Origin of the sequence: Pseudomonas sp. CAN1 (assembly GCF_030462585.1) — a bacterium.
Classification (GTDB): domain Bacteria; phylum Pseudomonadota; class Gammaproteobacteria; order Pseudomonadales; family Pseudomonadaceae; genus Pseudomonas.
This window is the reverse complement of record NZ_JASMRU010000039.1, coordinates 21,983-41,261: the sequence shown is the minus strand read 5'-3', so window position 1 is coordinate 41,261 and position 19,279 is coordinate 21,983. Positions and strand designations below refer to the sequence as shown.

General features: G+C 63.3%; 12 protein-coding genes and 2 pseudogenes. 11 read left to right on the top strand and 3 right to left on the bottom strand.

Annotation, left to right across the window (positions count from 1 at the left end):
- Window positions 1-17: 17 nt before the first annotated feature.
- From QO207_RS31570 to QO207_RS28075, 3 genes and pseudogenes are all read left to right on the top strand, one after another.
- A pseudogene (locus tag QO207_RS31570) lies at window positions 18-119 on the top strand (hypothetical protein); the annotation flags it as partial.
- A gap of 55 nt (window positions 120-174) precedes the next feature.
- Window positions 175-672 (top strand): annotated as a pseudogene (locus QO207_RS28080) (APC family permease); the annotation flags it as partial.
- 56 nt (window positions 673-728) lie between these two features.
- Complete coding sequence (locus QO207_RS28075; protein WP_301535527.1) at window positions 729-1,373, top strand: glutathione S-transferase family protein; 645 nt, start codon at window positions 729-731, stop codon at window positions 1,371-1,373.
- 618 nt (window positions 1,374-1,991) lie between these two features.
- On the opposite strand, the gene metR is transcribed toward QO207_RS28075, so the two are convergent.
- Together metR and QO207_RS28065 are read right to left on the bottom strand one after the other, a co-directional pair.
- Window positions 1,992-2,912 (bottom strand): transcriptional regulator MetR, encoded by a 921-nt coding sequence (gene metR / locus QO207_RS28070; protein WP_301535526.1) that lies wholly within the window; start codon window positions 2,910-2,912, stop codon window positions 1,992-1,994.
- A gap of 117 nt (window positions 2,913-3,029) precedes the next feature.
- Window positions 3,030-3,473: a CopD family copper resistance protein gene (locus QO207_RS28065; RefSeq protein ID WP_301535525.1), complete on the bottom strand. Its 444-nt coding sequence runs from the start codon at window positions 3,471-3,473 to the stop codon at window positions 3,030-3,032.
- A gap of 194 nt (window positions 3,474-3,667) precedes the next feature.
- Here QO207_RS28065 and QO207_RS28060 point away from each other — a divergent pair, with 194 nt between their 5' ends.
- Complete coding sequence (locus tag QO207_RS28060; RefSeq protein ID WP_301535524.1) at window positions 3,668-4,663, top strand: alpha/beta fold hydrolase; 996 nt, start codon at window positions 3,668-3,670, stop codon at window positions 4,661-4,663.
- A gap of 131 nt (window positions 4,664-4,794) precedes the next feature.
- Here the strand turns inward: QO207_RS28060 and QO207_RS28055 are convergent, their stop codons facing one another.
- Window positions 4,795-5,709, bottom strand: a complete 915-nt coding sequence (locus QO207_RS28055) for a LysR substrate-binding domain-containing protein (RefSeq protein WP_301535523.1) — start codon at window positions 5,707-5,709, stop codon at window positions 4,795-4,797.
- 96 nt (window positions 5,710-5,805) lie between these two features.
- On the opposite strand from QO207_RS28055, the gene QO207_RS28050 reads away from it, so the two are divergent.
- From QO207_RS28050 to QO207_RS28020, 7 genes are all read left to right on the top strand, one after another.
- Complete coding sequence (locus tag QO207_RS28050) at window positions 5,806-6,894, top strand: tartrate dehydrogenase (protein ID WP_301535530.1); 1,089 nt, start codon at window positions 5,806-5,808, stop codon at window positions 6,892-6,894.
- 243 nt (window positions 6,895-7,137) lie between these two features.
- Window positions 7,138-8,787, top strand: a complete 1,650-nt coding sequence (locus QO207_RS28045; RefSeq protein WP_301535522.1) for a BCCT family transporter — start codon at window positions 7,138-7,140, stop codon at window positions 8,785-8,787.
- 139 nt (window positions 8,788-8,926) lie between these two features.
- On the top strand, window positions 8,927-10,048 hold the full coding sequence (locus tag QO207_RS28040; protein ID WP_301535521.1) for an aromatic ring-hydroxylating dioxygenase subunit alpha: 1,122 nt from the start codon (window positions 8,927-8,929) through the stop codon (window positions 10,046-10,048).
- Between the two features lie 137 nt (window positions 10,049-10,185).
- Window positions 10,186-11,145: a PDR/VanB family oxidoreductase gene (locus QO207_RS28035; protein WP_301535520.1), complete on the top strand. Its 960-nt coding sequence runs from the start codon at window positions 10,186-10,188 to the stop codon at window positions 11,143-11,145.
- A 214-nt stretch (window positions 11,146-11,359) separates the two neighbouring features.
- Complete coding sequence (locus QO207_RS28030; RefSeq protein ID WP_301535519.1) at window positions 11,360-12,445, top strand: helix-turn-helix transcriptional regulator; 1,086 nt, start codon at window positions 11,360-11,362, stop codon at window positions 12,443-12,445.
- 346 nt (window positions 12,446-12,791) lie between these two features.
- A complete protein-coding gene (locus QO207_RS28025; RefSeq protein ID WP_301535518.1) occupies window positions 12,792-13,046 on the top strand; it encodes an RHS repeat domain-containing protein in 255 nt (84 codons plus the stop codon).
- Between the two features lie 129 nt (window positions 13,047-13,175).
- Window positions 13,176-19,277: an RHS repeat-associated core domain-containing protein gene (locus tag QO207_RS28020; RefSeq protein ID WP_301535517.1), complete on the top strand. Its 6,102-nt coding sequence runs from the start codon at window positions 13,176-13,178 to the stop codon at window positions 19,275-19,277.
- Window positions 19,278-19,279: the final 2 nt, after the last annotated feature.

The window sequence follows — 19,279 nt, the reverse complement described above, 5'->3', positions numbered from 1 at the left end:
CTCCGCCCGCGCCGACGGTGGACCTGAGCAACGGCCACACGCTGGCCGGCACCGCCGAGGCCAACGCCAAGGTGATCATCACCGATGGCAACGGCAACCCCATCGGCCAGACCGCCGCCGATGGCAGCGGCCACTGGAGCTTCACGCCGTCCGCGCCGTTGGCCGATGGCACGGTGGTTCCTGATCGGCCTGATCGTCGGCCAGTTCACCTCCGGCCTGTCGGCCCAGGCCAGCGCCTCGCGCCTGCTGTTCGCCATGGGCCGCGACGGCGTGCTGCCGCGCCCGTTCTTCGGGCGCATCAGCAAACGCTTCGAAACCCCGGTGAACAGCATCGTGCTGTGCGGCGTGGTAGCCCTGCTGGCGCTGCACATGGACGTCACCACCTCCACCTCGTTCATCAACTTCGGTGCCTTCCTGGCCTTCAGCCTGGTGAACCTCTCGGTGATCTTCCACTACTACCTGAAAGCCGAGCGCCGCGGCCCGCGCGAGCTGGTGCTGTTCCTGCTGTTCCCGCTGATCGGCCTGCTCGCCGACCTGTGGCTGATGGTCAGCCTCGACCACCTGGCGATCTGGCTCGGCGCCACCTGGCTGGTGCTCGGCGTGATCTACCTCGCGGTGATCACCAGCGGCTTCCGCCAGCAACCGCCGGAGATGCACTTCGACGAGGCGTGAGCCCCGCGCGGGGCTATGCTGGGGACTCCGAGCCGTGCTGCCCGAGGAGACCCGCCATGCCCCGCCTCACCCTCTACCATTCGCCCCAGACTCGCTCCAGCGGCACCCTGGTGTTGCTGGAAGAGCTGGGCGCCGAGTACGACCTCGAACTGATCAACATGAAGGCCGGCGAGCAGCGCAAGCCGGCCTACCTGGCGCTCAACCCGCTGGGCAAGGTGCCGGCGATCCGCCTTGGCGAGTCGCTGGTCACCGAGCAGGGCGCCATCTTCATCTACCTCGCCGACCTGTTCCCCCGCGCCAACCTTGCCCCCGCCCTCGACGACCCGCTGCGCGGCCCCTACCTGCGCTGGCTGGTGTTCTACGGCTCCAGCTTCGAGCCGGCCATCGTCGACCGTGCCCTGAAACGCGACGCCGCCCCGCAGGCCATGAGTCCCTATGGCGACTACGACAGCGTGATGCGCGCCATTGCCGAACAGCTGGAGGCCGGCCCCTACCTGCTGGGTAGCCGCATGACCGCCGCCGACGTGCTTTGGGGCGCGGCCCTGCGTTGGGCCATCGGTTTCGGCGTGGTGCCGAAGCTGCCGGTATTCGAGCGCTACGTGGAGCTGGTGACGGCGCGCCCGGCCTTCAAACGGGTCTGGGAGCGTGACGCGCAGTGGGCCGAAGAACATGCCAGGGCGGCGGAGACCAAGCCCGGCTGAGCCCGGTAGAAGAGGGAGAGCGTTCAGGAGTAGCAAGACACGAAACTGCGGAAACAGTCTCGATTCGAGTGGGAATGTTCCTTTTCAAGAGTCGGCTTATTTCTGCCTTTCCCGCGTTGATCAATGATTTCTCCAACGCCGCGCCCCCCATCGCGTGGCGTTGGCAACCATAACGACTACAAGCCGCTTTTTGAGTCATGTCCCCAAGGCCCTCCGCAAGGAGGGCCTTTTTTCTGGGCATTTCCGACAACCATGGCAGCCCACTCCCGCCGTCGATGCTCGTCGAGTGAAGGGCGCTGTCGGGCGAATTCCGATAACAGGGGCGTAAGCGAGAGATTTTGCCGGCGCTGTGGCGAATATCGCAAAAGCGCACCGGACGCTTCCTACATCGGTGGCAGGGCTTGGAGAAATGTCCCGTCTCTCGGATCATGTGTCCCGCAGCGTGTTCCTACACGATGTGGTAATGATTGATCGACTAGTCAATCGTTAACTTTGGGCTCGCCAGCAATGGCGGGCCCTTTTTATGCCCGTCGATTCATCTGCGGGCCCTGATTGGCGCGACGTTCAGCGGATGGCGAAGAACTCTTCGGATGCAGGGTAGGGCGGGGAAATTGGCCGTCAGCCCTTCGCCGCGCTGACCCCTTCCAGCGTGGCGAACGAAGTGTCCTTCGCGGTCAGCAGGAAATCGCGCATGAACGGCGCGTCGAGCATGTCGGCGCGGATGGCGGCGAACAGGGTGCAGTACAGGCCTTTTTCGCCCAGGCGCTTGGCAGTCACGTAGCCGCGCGAGCTGTACTCGTGCAGCGCCCAGTTGGGCAGGCTGCAGACACCGCGTCCGGACGCCACCAGCTGCATCATCATCACCGTCAGCTCCGAGGTGCGCACCTGTGCCGGCTCGACGTCGGCCGGTTCGAGGAAGCGGGTGAAGATGTCCAGGCGGTCGCGCTCGATGGGGTAGGTGATCAGCGTCAGGTTGGCCAGGTCTTCCGGGACGATGCAGGACTTGCCGGCCAGCGCATGGTGGTTGTCCACCGCCAGCAGCGCCTCGTAGGTGAACAGCGGCACGTAGGTGATGCCGGCGATCTCCACCGGGTCGGAAGTCACCACCAGATCAAGGTCGCCGCGGGCCAGCGCCGGCAGCGGGGCGAAGGAGAAGCCGGAGGCGAGGTCGAGCTCCACTTCCGGCCAGGCATCGCGGAACTGGTCGATGGTCGGCATCAGCCACTGGAAGCAGCTGTGGCATTCGATGGCCATGTGCAGGCGCCCGGCGGTGCCGCCGGCCAGGCGCGCCAGGTCGCGCTCGGCGCCGCGCAATTGCGGCAGTACGGCGTCGGCCAGTTGCAGCAGGCGCAGGCCGGCGCTGGTGAAGCGCACCGGCTTGGTCTTGCGGATGAACAGCGACAGGCCGAGGCGTTCCTCCAGTTCCTTGAACTGGTGGGACAGGGCGGACTGGGTGAGGTGCAGGCGCTCGGCGGCCTCCACCAGGCTGTCGGCTTCGCGCAGGGCATGCAGGGTTTTCAGGTGACGGAGTTCTAGCATGGCGCGGCCTCGCCCTCACTATGAGGAAATCTTGATAAAACTTCGGAAAAATTGAGCTGAACTCATGATAAGCCCGCCGCTGGCGCTGCACCAGCGTGCTTTAACTCCGCCAGAGCTTCACCAGCTCAGATAGAACATGCCCTTGGCCAGCAGGACGATGAGCACCACGTGGGCGAACACGCTGTAGTGGATGCGCCGGGAGCGCTGGCCGCTCATGCGTCCTACGCGGAACGAGTACATGGCGAAGAGGAAATGGCCGAGGACACTGCTGGCCAGCAGCAGCTTCAGGCTAAGCAATGTGGCGAAGGGGGAGCCCAGCGGGTCGGCCAGCAATGGCGCATAGCGCAGGTGCAGCATGCCCAGACCGCTGCCGAACAGGGTCAGGATCACCCACGGCATCACCCGGCGCAGGCGTCGCCCCAGCGCGCCCTCCACTAATTTCATCGCCCGTGTCGGCACATGGCGGTGGATGCTCTCCAGGATCAGTACCTCGAAGAACACCGTGCCGACGAACATGATCGCGGCGAACAGGTGCAGCACCAGCAGGATGGGGTAGGCCATGACGAAACTTCCGAGCGGGGGGGTCCTATCTTCGCCAGTGCGAGGGGCGACCTCCCTTGATCCTGATCATGGGAAGGCTCGTCGGTGACCGCTCGGCGCCTTTCATCAAACTGTCACCGAGCTGTGGCAGAGCGCCCGACGGAAATTCATCAGAATCGCGCTCCACTGGGGTTTTGCGTTCCGGATTTTCGCTCATGCGTGCTTTTCTGCTGGCAGTCGCCTTTCTCTGCGGCCTGCCCTCTCTCTCTCTTGCCAGCGATCGTTGCGATGCGCGGGTGCCGACCGAACTGGTCGACCTGGGCGACGTGCGCCTGGCCTACCAGAGCATCGGCCGTCCACAGGACCCGACGCTGCTGCTGATCATGGGCCTGGGTGGCCAATTGATTCACTGGCCTGACGAGGTCGTCGAGGCGCTCTGTCAGCAGGGATTCCGGGTGATCCGCTACGACAACCGTGACGTCGGCCTGTCCGCCTGGCGCGTTCCTACGCCGACCGGGAACCTGACGTACGAGGTGATTCGCTATCGCCTGGGGTTGCCCGTCAGCGCGCCCTACAGCCTGACCGACATGGCCGGTGATGCCCTGCACCTGCTGGACGCCCTGCACGTCGAACGCGCCCATGTGCTCGGCGCGAGCATGGGCGGGATGATCGCCCAGCACGTGGCCGACCTGGCGCCGCAGCGGGTGATCAGCCTGACTCTGGTGATGACCAGCTCCGGCGCCCAGGGCCTGCCGGCGCCCAGCGAGTCGCTGCTGCGCCTGCTGGCGCGGCGTGAAGCGGCCACCCGCGAGCAGGCCATCGAGCAGCAGGCCGATCTGCTGGCTGCCCTGGGTAGCCCGGAAGTGCGCGATGACCGTCAGCAATTGCTGCAGCAGGCGGCACGTTCCTACGACCGTGCCTTCAACCCTGAAGGTGTGCAGCGGCAGATCCTGGCGATCCTCGCCGAGCCCAGCCGGGTGGACCTGCTCAACCGCCTGAACGTGCCGACCCTGGTGGTCCACGGCACCGCCGATCCGCTGCTGCCGGTGATGCACGGCGTGCACGTGGCGGCGCATATCCGCGGCTCGGTGCTCAAGCTGATCCCCGGCATGGCGCATCGCTTCCAGGAAGACTTCAAGGAACCGCTGCTGGGTGCGGTGCTGCCTTATCTGCGCGAGCACCAGGGTGGCGGGCACGTCGCCCAGCTCTAACGCAGATGGCTCTTTGTAGGAGCGAGCTTGCTCGCGAACGCAGTTCCCGGCGAGCTCGGGCATCAGGCGGTTCGCGAGCAAGCTCGCTCCTACGCAAAGAAGGTGCGGCGCGACCGGAGGACGGGCTTCTTCTAGGCATCTGGTTGGCTGTAACGCTCGGCGAAGTATTGGCGCAGGAACTCCACCGCCACCCGCACCTTGGCCGAGCTGGCCAGGGGCGCGGCGTACACCGCCCAGATGTCCGCCGGCTGCTGGTATTCCGGCAGCACCTGCACCAGGCAGCCGTCGTCCAGGCTGTCGTGCACGTCCCACCAGGAGCGCAGCAGGATGCCGCGCCCGTCGATGCACCACTGGTGCACCACCTCGCCGTGGTTGGATGACAACGGCCCTGTGACCTTCACGCTTTCCTCGCCTTCCGGACCCTGCAGGTGCCAGACGCCGAAGGGGTGGTCGCGCTCCTTGATCACCAGGCAGTCGTGCCCGGCCAGCTCCGCCAGCGAGCGCGGGGTGCCGCGGCGCTCCAGGTAGCCCGGCGCGGCGCAGAGCACCCGGCGGTTGCGCGCCAGCGGGCGGGCGATCAGGTTCGGGTCGATCTCGTTGCCCACCCGCACGTCGAGGTCGAAGCCTTCGCCGATCAGGTCCACCAGGCGGTCCTGCACATCCAGGCGGATATCCAGCTGCGGGTGGCGGGTGGCGAGTTCCGACAGGGCAGGGGCGACGAATCGTCGGCCCAGGCCCAGGCTGCTGGCGATACGCAACTGGCCGCTGGGCTCGCGGTGCAGCGCGGAGACGTCGTCGCCCATGCGCTGCACCGAGTCGAGGATGCGCAGCGCCCACTGGTAGACCCGCTCGCCGTCCTCGCTGACCGACACCCGACGGGTGGTGCGATGCAGCAGGCGCACGCCGAGGTCCTCTTCCAGCAGGCGGATGCGCTTGCTGACGAAGGCGGCGGACATGCCCAGTTCGCTGGCGGCCGCGGCAAAGCTGGAGCGGCGGGTGACATGGACGAAGACCCGCAGGTCTTCCAGGTTCGGCAGATTGTTCACGGTTCGTGTTTCAAGAATCCACGGTGGACTGGATTATGTTTGATTTCACGACTTATAGCATGGCTCGCACCGCCATTAATCCGACCCCCGAGGTGCATCATGAGCAAGACCTACAGAATCGCCACCCTTCCCGGCGACGGCATCGGCCAGGAAGTCCTGCCCGAAGGCCTGCGCGTCGTCCAGGCCGCCGCGCGCAAGCACGGCCTGCAGCTGGAGTTCGAGCAGTTCGAATGGGCCAGCTGCGACTACTACCTGGAGCACGGCAAGATGATGCCGGACGACTGGTTCGAGCAGCTGCAGGGCTTCGACGCGCTGTACTTCGGCGCCGTTGGCTGGCCGGACAAGGTGCCGGACCACATCTCGCTGTGGGGCTCGCTGCTGAAGTTCCGCCGCGAGTTCGACCAGTACGTGAACATCCGCCCGGTCCGCCTGTTCCCCGGTGTGCCGTGCCCGCTGGCCGGGAAGAAGCCCGGCGACATCGATTTCGTGGTGATCCGCGAGAATACCGAAGGCGAGTATTCGTCCCTGGGCGGACGCATGTTCGAAGGCACCGAGAACGAGTTCGTGCTGCAGGAATCGGTGTTCACCCGCCGCGGCGTCGACCGCATCCTCAAGTACGCCTTCGACCTGGCGCAGACCCGCGAGCGCAAGCGCCTGACCTCGGCCACCAAGTCCAACGGCATGGCCGTGAGCATGCCCTACTGGGACGAGCGCACCGCCGCCATGGCCGCCGGCTATCCGGATATCACCTGGGACAAGCAGCACATCGACATCCTTTGCGCGCGCTTCGTGCTGCAGCCGGAGCGCTTCGACGTGGTGGTGGCCTCCAACCTGTTCGGCGACATCCTCTCCGACCTCGGCCCGGCCTGCGCCGGCACCATCGGCATCGCACCGTCCGCCAACCTCAACCCGGAGCGCAAGTTCCCCTCGCTGTTCGAGCCGGTGCACGGTTCGGCGCCGGACATCTTCGGCCAGAACATCGCCAACCCCATCGCCATGATCTGGTCCGGCGCGCTGATGCTCGACTTCGTCGGCCAGGGCGACGAGCGCTATCGCGCGGCCCACGACGACATCCTCAAGGCCATCGAGCAGGTGATTGCCGAAGGCGCGGTCACCCGCGACATGGGCGGCAAGCTGTCGACCCAGGCGGTGGGTGCGGCAATTGCCGAGATCGTGGGCGGATAATTCCGACATCTTCGCAGATCACCGCCGCGATGCCCGTTCCTGAGCGGTTACGGGTATCGGCGGTGGTGTTGTGAGAGCGATGACAGGCTCTTGCACCCTGCGGCGTTTCATCGCAGACTGTTAACCATTAGATGTTTGTTAACTAATGGTTGATTAAGCGAGATCAACCTTGGTGACGATGCACCATCCGCTGCCTGCGCCGGATGAGTGACAACAACAATAAAACGTCCCAGGAGACGCCTGATGTCCCGCCTGCTGTCCCAGAACAACAAGAAGGTCGATGTATTCCTGATATCCATGAGCCTGGTGGCGGTGTTGCTTACCGTGATCGGCCTCGCTGCCTTCCCGGCCCAGGCCGAGCAGGCTGCCAACCAGCTGTTCGAACTCTCCACCCGCTCCTTCGGCACCGCCGTCCAGCTGATCATCTTCGGCAGCACCCTGGCGGTGCTGTACATAGCCTTCAGCAAGTACGGCAACATCCGCCTGGGCAGCGGCAAGCCCGAGTACGCCACGGCGACCTGGGTGTTCATGTTCATCTGCGCCGGCATGGGTTCCTCGACCCTCTACTGGGGCGTGATGGAGTGGGCCTACTACTACCAGTCGCCGGGCCTGAACATCGTCCCGCAGTCCCGTGAAGCCCTGGAGTACAGCGTCGGCTATTCCTTCTTCCACTGGGGCATCAGCGCCTGGTCGATCTACGCCCTGGCCTCGCTGGCCATGGCCTACCACTTCCATGTGCGCAAGAAGAGCGGCCTGAACCTGGCTTCCGTCATCGAGGCCGTCACCGGCTTCAAGTCCACCGGCCCGGTCGGTCGCCTGGTCGACCTGATCTTCCTGCTGACCATGATGGGTGCGCTCACCGTGTCCCTGGCGCTCACCGCCTCGACCCTGACCCGCGGTCTCTCCGGGCTGGTCGGTACGCCGGACACCTTCACCGTGCAGGTGATGGTGATCGGCATGATCGCCGTGCTGTTCTCCCTGAGCTCCTACATCGGCATCGATGGCGGCCTGCAGAAGCTGAGCAAGGTCGTCTGCTACGGCGCTCTGGTGTTCGCGGCCGTGGTGCTGCTGGTCGGCCCGACCCAGTTCACCATCAACAACACCGCCAACGGCCTCGGCCTGATGATCCAGAACTACGTGCACATGAGCCTGTTCACCGACCCGGCAGGCGACGGCGCGTTCACCCGCAACTGGACGGTGTTCTACTGGCTCTGGTGGGTGTCCTACGCGCCGGGTGTGGCGATGTTCGTGACCCGCGTGTCCCGTGGCCGGCAGATCAAGGAAGTGGTGTTTGCCCTGCTGCTGGGCGGCAGTGTCGGCTGCTGGTTCTTCTTCGGTGCGCTGGAGAGCTACAGCATGCACCAGTTCATCACCGGCGCCATCGACGTGCCGAAGATCCTCACCGAGCAGGGCGGCGAGAGCGCGGTGGAAGCGCTGCTGCTGGGCCTGCCGGTGGGCAAGCTGTTCCTCGCCGTGTACCTGTTCATCATGGCGGTGTTCTGCGCCTCGCACATGGACGCCGCCGCCTACGCCGTGGCCGCCACCAGCACCCGCAACCTGCAGGAAGGCGACGATCCGACCCCGACGCACCGCTTGTTCTGGGCTATCACCCTGACCCTGGTGCCGCTGGCCATGCTGTTCGCCAAGGCCTCGCTGTCGACCATGAAGACCGCCGTGGTGCTCACCGCGATTCCGTTCACCGTCATCCTGCTGGTGAAGGTCTACGGCTTCTTCAAGTGGATGCTGCAGGACTACGGCTCGATACCCGCCTATCGCATCGAGGAAGAGGCTGCCGCCATGGCACTGGAGGGCCAGAGCTCCCAGGCCCCAACTGCCGAGGTCTTGCCGCTTGCCGACCAGCCGGTTGCCGAAAAGGCAGCCCTCGCCCAGTAAATCCTGCGTGACGCCGCCAACCCGAGGGCGGCGTCACCGGCAGGCTTTTTTTTGCCTGCACTGTTAACCATCGGGTTGCAGTTAACCAATAAGTAATGACCGCGCCCCGCGCGAGTCGATGAAAGCCTGGAGATATCTGATGACCGATTTCGAACGCCTGCCCGCCGACTTCTGCAGCAACCCTGAACACGCCTTCACGATCCCGGCGAGCTTCTACACCAGCGACGCCGTGTTCGAGCACGAGAAGGAAAAGATCTTCGCCCGCAGCTGGATCTGCCTCGGCCACCGCAGCGAAGTCGCGCAGAAGAACGCCTACATCGTTCGCGAAGTGATCGGCGAAAGCATCATCGTCGTGCGTGGCCGCGACGACGTGCTGCGCGCCTTCTACAACGTCTGCCCGCACCGTGGTCACCAGTTGCTGGAAGGCAGCGAAGGCATCGCCAAGAACGTCATCACCTGCCCGTACCACGCCTGGACCTTCAAGCTCGACGGCGAGCTGACCCACGTGCGCAACTGCGACCAGGTCGAGGCCTTCGACAAGGGCGACTTCAGCCTGGTGCAGCTCAAGGTCGAGGAATACGCCGGGTTCATCTTCATCAACATGGACCCCAATGCCGGCAGCGTCGAAGACCAGCTGCCGGGCCTGCAGGCGAGCATGCGCAATGCCTGCGCGGTGATCGACGACCTGCAGCTGGCCGCACGCTTCGTCAGCCAGACCCCGGCCAACTGGAAGTCCATCGTCGACAACTACATGGAGTGCTACCACTGCGGCCCGGCGCACCCCAGCTTCGCCGACTCGGTGGACGTCGGCCAGTACGGCCACACCCTGCACGGCAACTGGTCGCTGCAGTACGGCATCGCCAAGTCCTCGGAGCAGTCGTTCAAGGTCGACGAGTCGGTCAGCGATCCGTCGTTCGCCGGCTACTGGGCCTGGCCCTGCACCATGTTCAACGTGCCGCCGGGCGCCAACTTCATGACCGTGATCTACGAGTTCCCGGTCGACGCCGAGACCACCCTGCAGCACTACGACATCTACTTCCTCAACAAGGACATCACCGAGGAGCAGCAGAAGCTCATCGACTGGTACCGCGAAGTCTTCCGCCCGGAAGACCTGCGCCTGGTGGAGAGCGTGCAGAAGGGCCTGAAGTCCCGCGGCTACCGCGGCCAGGGGCGGATCATGGTGGACAAGCAGCGCACCGGCATCAGCGAGCACGGCATCGCCCACTTCCATAACCTGATCGCCGTCTCGCACCTCGACTGACAGCGCAGACCGCCGGCACGGATGCCGGCGGTGTTCCACCACACGAATTCTTCATACCTCGCCCGGTGGTGGAAGCCGGGCGGAGGGATTGCCCGGGCGGCACGGCCGCCGCCCAGCGGGCGCAGCCGAGGTGAACCATGGCCAACAACTACGAGATGTTCAGCGTGCGGGTGACGGCGGTCGAGCAGGCGACCCCGCAGATCAAGCGTTTCACCCTGGCGCGCAGCGATGGCCAGCCGATGCCGGCGTTCAGCGGCGGCAGCCATGTGATCGTGAAAATGGCCGACGGCCTGAGCAACGCCTATTCGCTGATGAGCGATCCGCGCGACCTCGGCCACTACCAGATCGGCGTGCGCCTGGAAGAGCAGTCCAAAGGCGGTTCGGCCTTCATGCACCAGCAGGTGCAGGTTGGCAGCGAGCTGACCATTTCCACCCCGAACAACCTGTTCGCCCTCGACCCCAAGGCCGGGCGCCATGTGCTGATTGCCGGCGGTATCGGCATCACCCCGTTCCTCTCTCAGCTGCATGAGTTGGAGGGCGGCGCGGTGCCCTACGAACTGCACTACGCGTTCCGCAGCCCGGAGCACGGTGCCTTCCAGGGCGAATTGGCCGACGGCCCGCACAACCAGAATGTGCGCTTCTATATCGACAGCGAAGACCGCCGCCTCGACCTGGCGGCGCTGTTCGCTTCCCTGGCGGCGCAGGATCACGTCTATGTCTGCGGACCCAAGCCGCTGATCGACGCGGTGATCGCGGGCGCTAAGCAGGCCGGCATCGATGACGCGCGGGTGCACTTCGAACAGTTCGCCGCCGCCCCCGCCAGCGGCGGCGCCTTCACCCTGGTGCTGGGCCGTTCGGGCCGCGAGCTGCGGGTGGAGGAGGGCATGACCATCATCCAGGCCATCGAGAACGTGAAGGCGGCCCAGGTCGATTGCCTGTGCCGCGAGGGCGTCTGCGGCACCTGCGAGACGCGCATCCTCGAAGGCGAGGTGGAGCACTTCGATCAGTACCTTTCCGACGAGGAAAAGGCTTCGCAGCAGACCCTGATGCTCTGCGTCTCCCGCGCCCGTGGCGAGCGGTTGGTGATCGATCTCTAGCTTGAACATCCGGCGAGCGTAGGAGCGGACTCCGTCCGCGATTGGCCGGCCGCGCTCCCTGGTTGCTCGGAGCGGCGGCGAAAACATCGCGGACGGAGTCCGCTCCTACGAAATCCCCGCGACCCTGGCATCGGGTGTCAGCCTGGTCTGTCATCCATCGGTTTACAGCTGTGTATACTGCGGCCCTCGACTTCGTCCAGGGACCGCGCCCCCCATGCTGGAAAACAGCTTCGCCTTCCGTCTCAAGGAACTGCTCGAACTTCACAAGCTGACACTGCAGACCGTGGGCACGGCGCTGGGGATTTCGCGCACGGCGGTGCACAAGTGGACCAAGGGCGGTGAGATCGACTACGACAACCTGCGCAAGCTGGCGGACTTCCTCAAGGTCAACTGGCTCTGGCTGCGTTATGGCGAGGAAGCGCTGCGCAGCGTGCAGGACGCCGAGCCCGTCGAGCTGCCGATGACCGACCTGCGCCGCCGCTACACCGCCGAGATCATGGAGAGCGAGACGCGCATGAAGCTGGCCCAGGAGGGCGCGCGCATCGTCACCTGGGAGTGGAACCTGATCAGCGACGAGGTGACCTATTCACCCAACGTCGAAGCGGTCTACGGCTGGCAGGTCAGCTCCAACCAGGAATTCTGGAGCCACCTGCCGGCCGAGGACCTGGCCACCGTGCAGGCGATGTACGACGGCGCCGCCGCCGATGGCAAGGGTTGCGAGTGCGACTTCCGCATCGTCCAGCCCGACGGCAGCGTCCGCTGGATCGCCTCGCGCGCCACGGTGGTCAACGATGCCGTCGGCCGACCGCTGAAGATGGTCGGCATCAGCATGGACAACACCGAGCGCATGGCCACCGAGGAACAGCTGCGCAACAGCGAGGAGCGCTTTCGCGCGATCTTCGAGCTGACCTGGGGCGCGCTGGCCTACATCGGCCTCGACGGCGGCTGGCAGCGGGTCAACGGCAGCCTCTGCGAACTGCTCGGCTACCGCGCCGAAGAGCTGTACGCCATGACCTTCCAGGACATCACCCACCCCGATGACCTGGCGACCAACCTCGACCTGCTGCGCCAGCTGCTGGCCGGCCACTTCGACCGCTATGTGGTGGAAAAGCGTCTGCGCCGCCGCGATGGCGAGTACGTCTGGGTCCGCGTGCGCACTTCGCTGCAGCGCCGCCAGCAGGACGCCCAGCCCGATCACCTGATCAGCGTGTTCGAGGACATCCGCGCCGAGCGCGCCGAGCGCGAGCGCCTGCAGCTGCGGATTGCGGAACTCGAAGCGCAGCAGGTGCCGCGTACCTGATCTGCGAACGCCTCTGCCTGCGCACTTACAACGAACTCTCCCGCCTTTACTGACTGCTTCTGCACTGTGAGAACGGTCAGTTTTCGTTCGCCATCAAAAGACCTCCGATCGGGCAAGTCCAGTGTGCGCAGCCGGATATCAAGAGGTCTGATCGATAACGAATGAGTGATTTTTCCTCATTGAAAAATGCCGATTCTGATTTCTTCTGCATGGCTGGCTGCCATGGAACTCCCCTCCGAGTATGAGCCACGACGGTTGATTCACCTGCTGACTCAGCAGGGGCCTTCAAGCCGTGGGGCTCGCTGCGCTTGCCGTGACCCCCCCGGAGTTCACCCAGGAGAGCGCTATGCAAACAGAAAACTGGCAACGCTGCTTTAAACCCGGACACCTGTTCTCAGTGGCCGTCCTGAGCATCACCCTGATGCTGGGAAGCCTGGTTTCGATGACCTCCGCATGGGCTGGCACGGCTGCCTATGTCTACGACAGCCTCGGTCGGGTCAAGCAAGTCACCTACACCGATGGCGCCAAGATCACGACCATAACTTACAGCTACGACGCGTCCGGCAACCGGACCGTCGTCGTTACCAGCAAGAACTACTGACCTACGACCTCCCTGGATTGCGGCCGATGTTCGTCAACGGCCGCAGGTTGTCGTGCGCCATGGATATTCCAAAAACAATTGAATGCATTGGCTAGGTCTCGTATGCGAGGCCGGGCGGAGGGATCGAACATGAAGACCATCAAGCACGGGGTAGTGCTGGGAGGAGTCAGCCTGCTGGGGCTGCTATCAGTTGCTCAGGCATGGGGGGCAGGAAACGTACAGTTCAGTACCGATAGTCCCGCGATTGCATACAGCGAGCAGTCGGCTCAGCGTCCAGGTAACGGACCGGTACTGCGAAGCAATGTGGTCGAGGCGCCACTACCGGCCACCGATCCGAACTGGGCTCCTGCGCCGGGCACAGTCAGGCTCATGATGAACCCAGTCACACTCGAGCAATCGCGTCAGCACAGTACTTCGCTGACCTTCCCCGGCAATCTCATCCAGGGCGATGTCCCCGGCGCCTTGGATACCACGCGCGACAAACCCTTGCTGAAGGCCATGAGCATGGGCGGCGACGCTAACCCCGTAGGCCCCGCATCGGTTCCCGAGCTGGCCCGAGCGCTGCGCTACAACGTCGACCTCATCTACCAGTACATCCGCAACAACGTTGAGTACTACCCCATCTGGGGCGTTCAGAAAGGATCGCTTGGGACGATCATCGACAATCAGGGCACCGCTTTTGACCAGGCGGCGCTGATGGTTGAGTTGCTCAGGGAGTCGGGTTACACGGCAAGCTACGTGCGCGGTGCGATCAAGTTGTCGGCGCAGCAGGTTCGACAGTGGTATGGCATCGATACCAGCAACGCCTGCGCGGTGATCGGTCTATTTGCCCAGGCCCAGATTCCGCTAGCCAGCATCAATGCGACCGTGGCGGGCACTTGCCCCACACTGAACGCGGCTTTGACGGACCTGACCATCGAGCACGTTTGGGTCAAAGTCGTCATCAACGGTACAGCCTACGTTTTCGATCCCAGCTACAAACCCCACACGTTCACGCAGCCGATCAATCTGGCCAGTGCCTCGGGCTACAACGCGTCGAGCTTCCTCGCTAACGCCAAGTCGGGCGCCTCCATCAGCCCCGGCTATTCGGTGCAGTACCTGAACCGCAACGGCATTCATAGCACCCTGACCAACTATGCGCAGAACCTGGCGACATGGCTGCGGCAGAACAAACCAACAGCAGGTGTGGCGGATGTAGTGGGTGGGCAGACCATCGAGCCCTTCCTCGGGGCGATACTGAGACAGACCAGCCTGCCGTACGCCGATACCCGTTACAGCGTCGTGGAGACTGATAGCATCCCGGCCGGATACAAGCCCACCCTGAGGGTGATCTATCAAGGTATCGACCAGACCTTCACGTCGGATGCCATCTATGGTCGCCGTGTGAGCATTACCTACAACGCCAGTAACCAGCCGGAGTTGCGGCTCGGTCCAACCCTGATTGCTACGGGCAATCCGGTTGCCCCAGGCACCGACACCAGCATTCAGTTCATCGTTTGGCACAATGCTTATGCCTCCTCGACCTCCAAGGACGCGAACTTCACTCAGCGTCTGAAGGCCGGCGGGACCTACATGGTCACCAATGGCTGGGGCCCGGTTGGCAGAGGGCTGGCGCAGAAGTTCCTGACCAACCTCGAGGACCGGCGCGCGGCTGGCGTCGCCGAGACGGCCGAGCCCGTATTGGGTAGCACATTGTCAGTGGTAGGCGCGCAATGGATGGGGCAGAACACCGCCGTTGGCTATCTGGCCGAGCGCATTGGTCAGTCCAGAATCCTGCACCACCACCAGGTTGGCATCACCGGCTACTACGATGCCACCTACGTTGACCTTCCCAGCAACGTGGTCAGCGTGTTCAACGATGCCGGGAACGCTCAGAAGGAAGTAGCCACCTTCGCCAACTGGGGCATGCACCTGAGCATGCTCGAGTCCACGACCGTGCAGCAAACCACGGGCGTCAATGCCGTCTCCACCGTCAGCCTGATCGACAAGGCCGCTGCCGCGGGGATAAGGATCTACAACGCCACCGCAAGCAACTACATCGCCCAGGTCCGCCCCAACCTCAGTAACTGCAGCGCTTACGACAGTACCTTCCAGGGCGATCTGAGCCGCGGGCTTAGGCTGATGGTGCCAGCGGACTGTAACCTGACCCAGGACTCCTGGAGGGGCGTCGGCTACTTCAACATTCGCGAAAGCGGAGGTCTGCAATTGGGGGCCGTCATTAGTGGAGGAATGTCCGGGGGATTCTCGACCTTCAAGCTTCCGGCACCCGCTACCAACCAGAAGATTGAAGTCAATACGCAAAGCACCATGGGCAAGTTCTTCCAGGCGGGCGCCAACTTACTGGGCGACCCTATAGACATGGTGAAGGGCAATTACCTCTATGAGCACGCCGATCTCAACAGTGGGGTAGGTGATTTTCCGCAGAGCCTGAGCTTCCAGCGCTTGTACAGCTCCGGGCTGCGGACTCAGGACAGCGCGGTCGGTAAAGGCTGGGGACACAACTTCAACGGCAGCATTCGGGTCGGTTCGGATGGTTACCAGGGGCTGGGTGAAGACTCAGCTCTGGATGCCGTGTATGCCCTGGTGGAAATGCAGGCCTCCCACGATCTCCCGATGAGCAGCAGTGTGCCGGTGGAGAACCTGGCTACCGCCGCCATCGCGCAAAATTGGCTGAGCGGCAAGTTGACCAACAACACCCTGACCGTTACCCAGGGCCTCAACGGCGAGGTGTTCGTCCTGATGCCCGATGGCACCTATAACCCGCCTCCTGGCAAGGCTGTCCGCCTGACCAGGAACGCGGATGGCACCTACACCTACCGCAAGAAAGACCTCGCCCAGCAGGTGTATGACAGCACGGGCAAGATCACCCGTTACGTCGATCCGAGCGGCATCGAGGTGCGTTTCAATTACAGCGGCAACAACCTCGCCTCCGTGGAGAACAGCCTGGGCCGCTCCCTGTCTTTCACCTACAACGGCACGCGCATCAGCCGGGTCAGTGATGGCAGCCGCAGCGTCCAGTACCGGTATGACGGTGACGGCAGCCTGGTGACCTACATCGACGGCAACAGCCAATCCACTACCTACCAGTACGATATGCCGGGGCGGATGACCAGGCTGTTCTACCCCAGCTTCCCCAGCACGCCAGCGCTGACCAACGTCTATGACAGCGCTGGGCGCGTGCAAACCCAGACCAATGCCCTGGGCAAGCTCTACAGCTATTACTTCGCGGGATACCGCACGGAGGAAATCGGCCCCGGTAACGTCAGCCGCGTCAACTATCTCGATGCATCGGGCAATGTCCTGCAGTCCAGCGACCCGCTGGGCCGTTGGGCCATCAGCACCTATGACGGCCAATCGCGCCTGACCAGCAAAACGCTGCCTGAAGGCAATCGTGTCGAGTACACCTACGATGACAGCCGTTGCCTCTACGCCAGCACGAGCCTGGGCTGTACGCACAACGTCAAGACCATCAAGCGCATTGGCAAGCCAGGCTCCGGGGCACCGCTCCTGACCGAAAGCTTCCTCTACGACAGCACCACCAACCAGGTCTCCAGTGCTTACGATGCGCGTGGCAAGGAAACCCGCTACCTGTACAACCCCCAGGGATTGCCGAGCCAGATCCTCGGGCGATACGGCAGAACCACGGCGGCCGGTGCAACCGCGCAAGCGCAAACCACCTTCGCCTACACCCCGTTCAGCCGGAGTGGCTGGAACACCTTCTACCTGCCCACCAGTCGCAGTGAGCTCATTGATACGAACAGGTGGACAACCCAAACCACCAGCTACAACACGTCCAACAAATACGCCCCGCAGACCCAGGTACTCGACAGTGGCACAAACGGGGTCAACTCCACGTCAACCTTGACCTATGACGCTGTGGGTAACCTGACTTCGGTGGATGGTCCGCGCCTGGACCTGCCCGACATCACCACCTACGCCTACGATGCCGAGAGGCGCCCACTGCGGGTGACCGATGCGCTCGGCAAACAGCAGGTCATCGCTTACGACGCAGATGGCCGCGTCATCCGCAAGGCGGCGCAACTGGGCAGCCAATGGATGGTGAGCTGCACCACCTACAGCGCTTCGGGCAAACCCACGCGCGAATGGGGCCCCGCGCTGACCAGCGCGAGCACCAGTTGTCCAGCGCAGGCCGCCCCGGTGGCGATGACCGATACCACCTACGACGACCTCGACCGCCCCTACAAGACCACCCAATACCTGACCTCGGCGGAGGGCGGTAGCCGCGTTACCCAGACCGTCTACAACGCCGACGACAGCGTGCAGAAAATCCAGCGCGCCGTGGGCTCGGCCCTGGCGCAGGACTACGTCACCTACACCTACACCGGCAACGGCCAGATCGCGACACTCAAGGACGCACGCGGCAATCTCACCACCCGCCAATATGACGGCCACGACCGCCTGTTCCGCCTGGTCTTCCCGGACAAAGCCATCACCAACCAGTCGGACTTCAGCAACTACGAAGAGTACGGCTACGACCTCAACGGCAACCTGCTCACCTTGCGGCGCCGCAACGGCCAGCTGCTGGGCTACGAATACGACGACCTCAACCGCCAGATTGCCCGCAACTACCCCAACGCCGCGGATAACGTACGCCTCGGCTACGACCTGCGTGGCCTGAAGAACGAAGTGCGCTACGCCGACAGTCACTCATCGGTCAGCAACACCTGGGACGGCCTGGGCCAACTGATCGCCTCCACCACCAACGGCCGGACCATGAACTACAAGTTCGGCACCACCCCGGGGAACCGCACCCGCGTGACCTGGCCGGACGGTTACTACGTGGTGGTGGTTTACGACATCCTGCGGCGGGTCATCGATATCCAGGAAAACGGCATTACCAGCCTGGTCAAGTTCACCTACGACGACCTCGGCCGGCGCACCGCCATTACCCGCCCCAATACCACCAACACACAGTACGGTTATGACGCTCAGGGTCGCCTGAGCCGCCTCAGCCAATACTTCTCCAACGCCTCGCAGGACGTCACCCACACCTACAGCTACAACCAGGTAGGCGACATCCTCCAAGTCAACAACAGCAACAGCCTGTACCAATGGGACTACGCCAAGGCCGGCACGCTCAACTACATCAGCAATGGCCTGAACCAATACGCCTCGGTCAACGGCGTGGCGCACAAACACGGCGCCAACGGCAACCAGGTCACCGATGGAGTAGCGAACTACACCTGGAACTTCGACAGCTTCAACCGATTGTCAGCAGTCGATCTCCCCGGTGCTACTGCCAGCTTCGTCTACGACCCGGAAGAACGGCTGTCCCGCACCACCGTCAACGGCACCACCAACGACCTGCTCTACGACGGCGAACGCTTGCTAGCGGAGTACCAGAATGGCCAGTTGAGCAAACGCTACATCCACGGCCCCGGCATCGACGAACCCCTGCTCTCGATCAACGCCGCTGGCGCCAAGAGCTGGTTCTACGCGGACCACCAGGGCAGCCTCATCGCCCAGGCCAACGAAACGGGATTCAGCAGCAACTACAGCTACGGACCGTTTGGCGAGCCGAGTAGCGGCAACACCCTACGCTTTGGCTACACCGGCCAGCAGTACTTCCCGGAACTGGGGCTGTACCACTACAAGGCACGCTTCTACGATCCGAAGCTGGGCCGCTTCCTGCAGAACGACCCGATTGGCTATCAGGATGATATGAACCTGTATGCCTATGTGGGGAATAATCCGCTTAATCGGGCTGATCCGACCGGAATGTTCGCGGGGCAGGCAGAAGCGTTTGCGGGGGAGGTAGGTAACTCCTATTACATCCAGACATCGCTTAGCCAACTGACTACCCTTCCGGATTTGGATTGGGCCCTGAGCGGACTAGACGCTTTCCCAGGTGGTGGTGCTGCAAAAGGTGTAGGGACTGCCACAATTACCGCAGGCGCGGGGCTAGTTAAAAAGGCGAATGCTGCTGAGTCGGCCATTGCAGACTTTAATCAGGCTAGGAACTCTGCAATAAAATGGTTGGAGCAGGGTTCATTTAAAGCTGATGTGCCGACTATTGGAAAGTTTGGAGAAAATTATGGGAAGCCTATCGGAATGCAAAGCTCTAATGGTAAGGCAGGATTTCGTGTTGAATTTGATGAAAATCACGGCGCCCATATAAACGTTTGGTCTGGAAAGAGCAAGGATACATTCGTTTTTCAAGGCGGGCAGGAACTTGTAAATAAACTGGTTAAGCAGTTTTCAAGGGAGTAGCT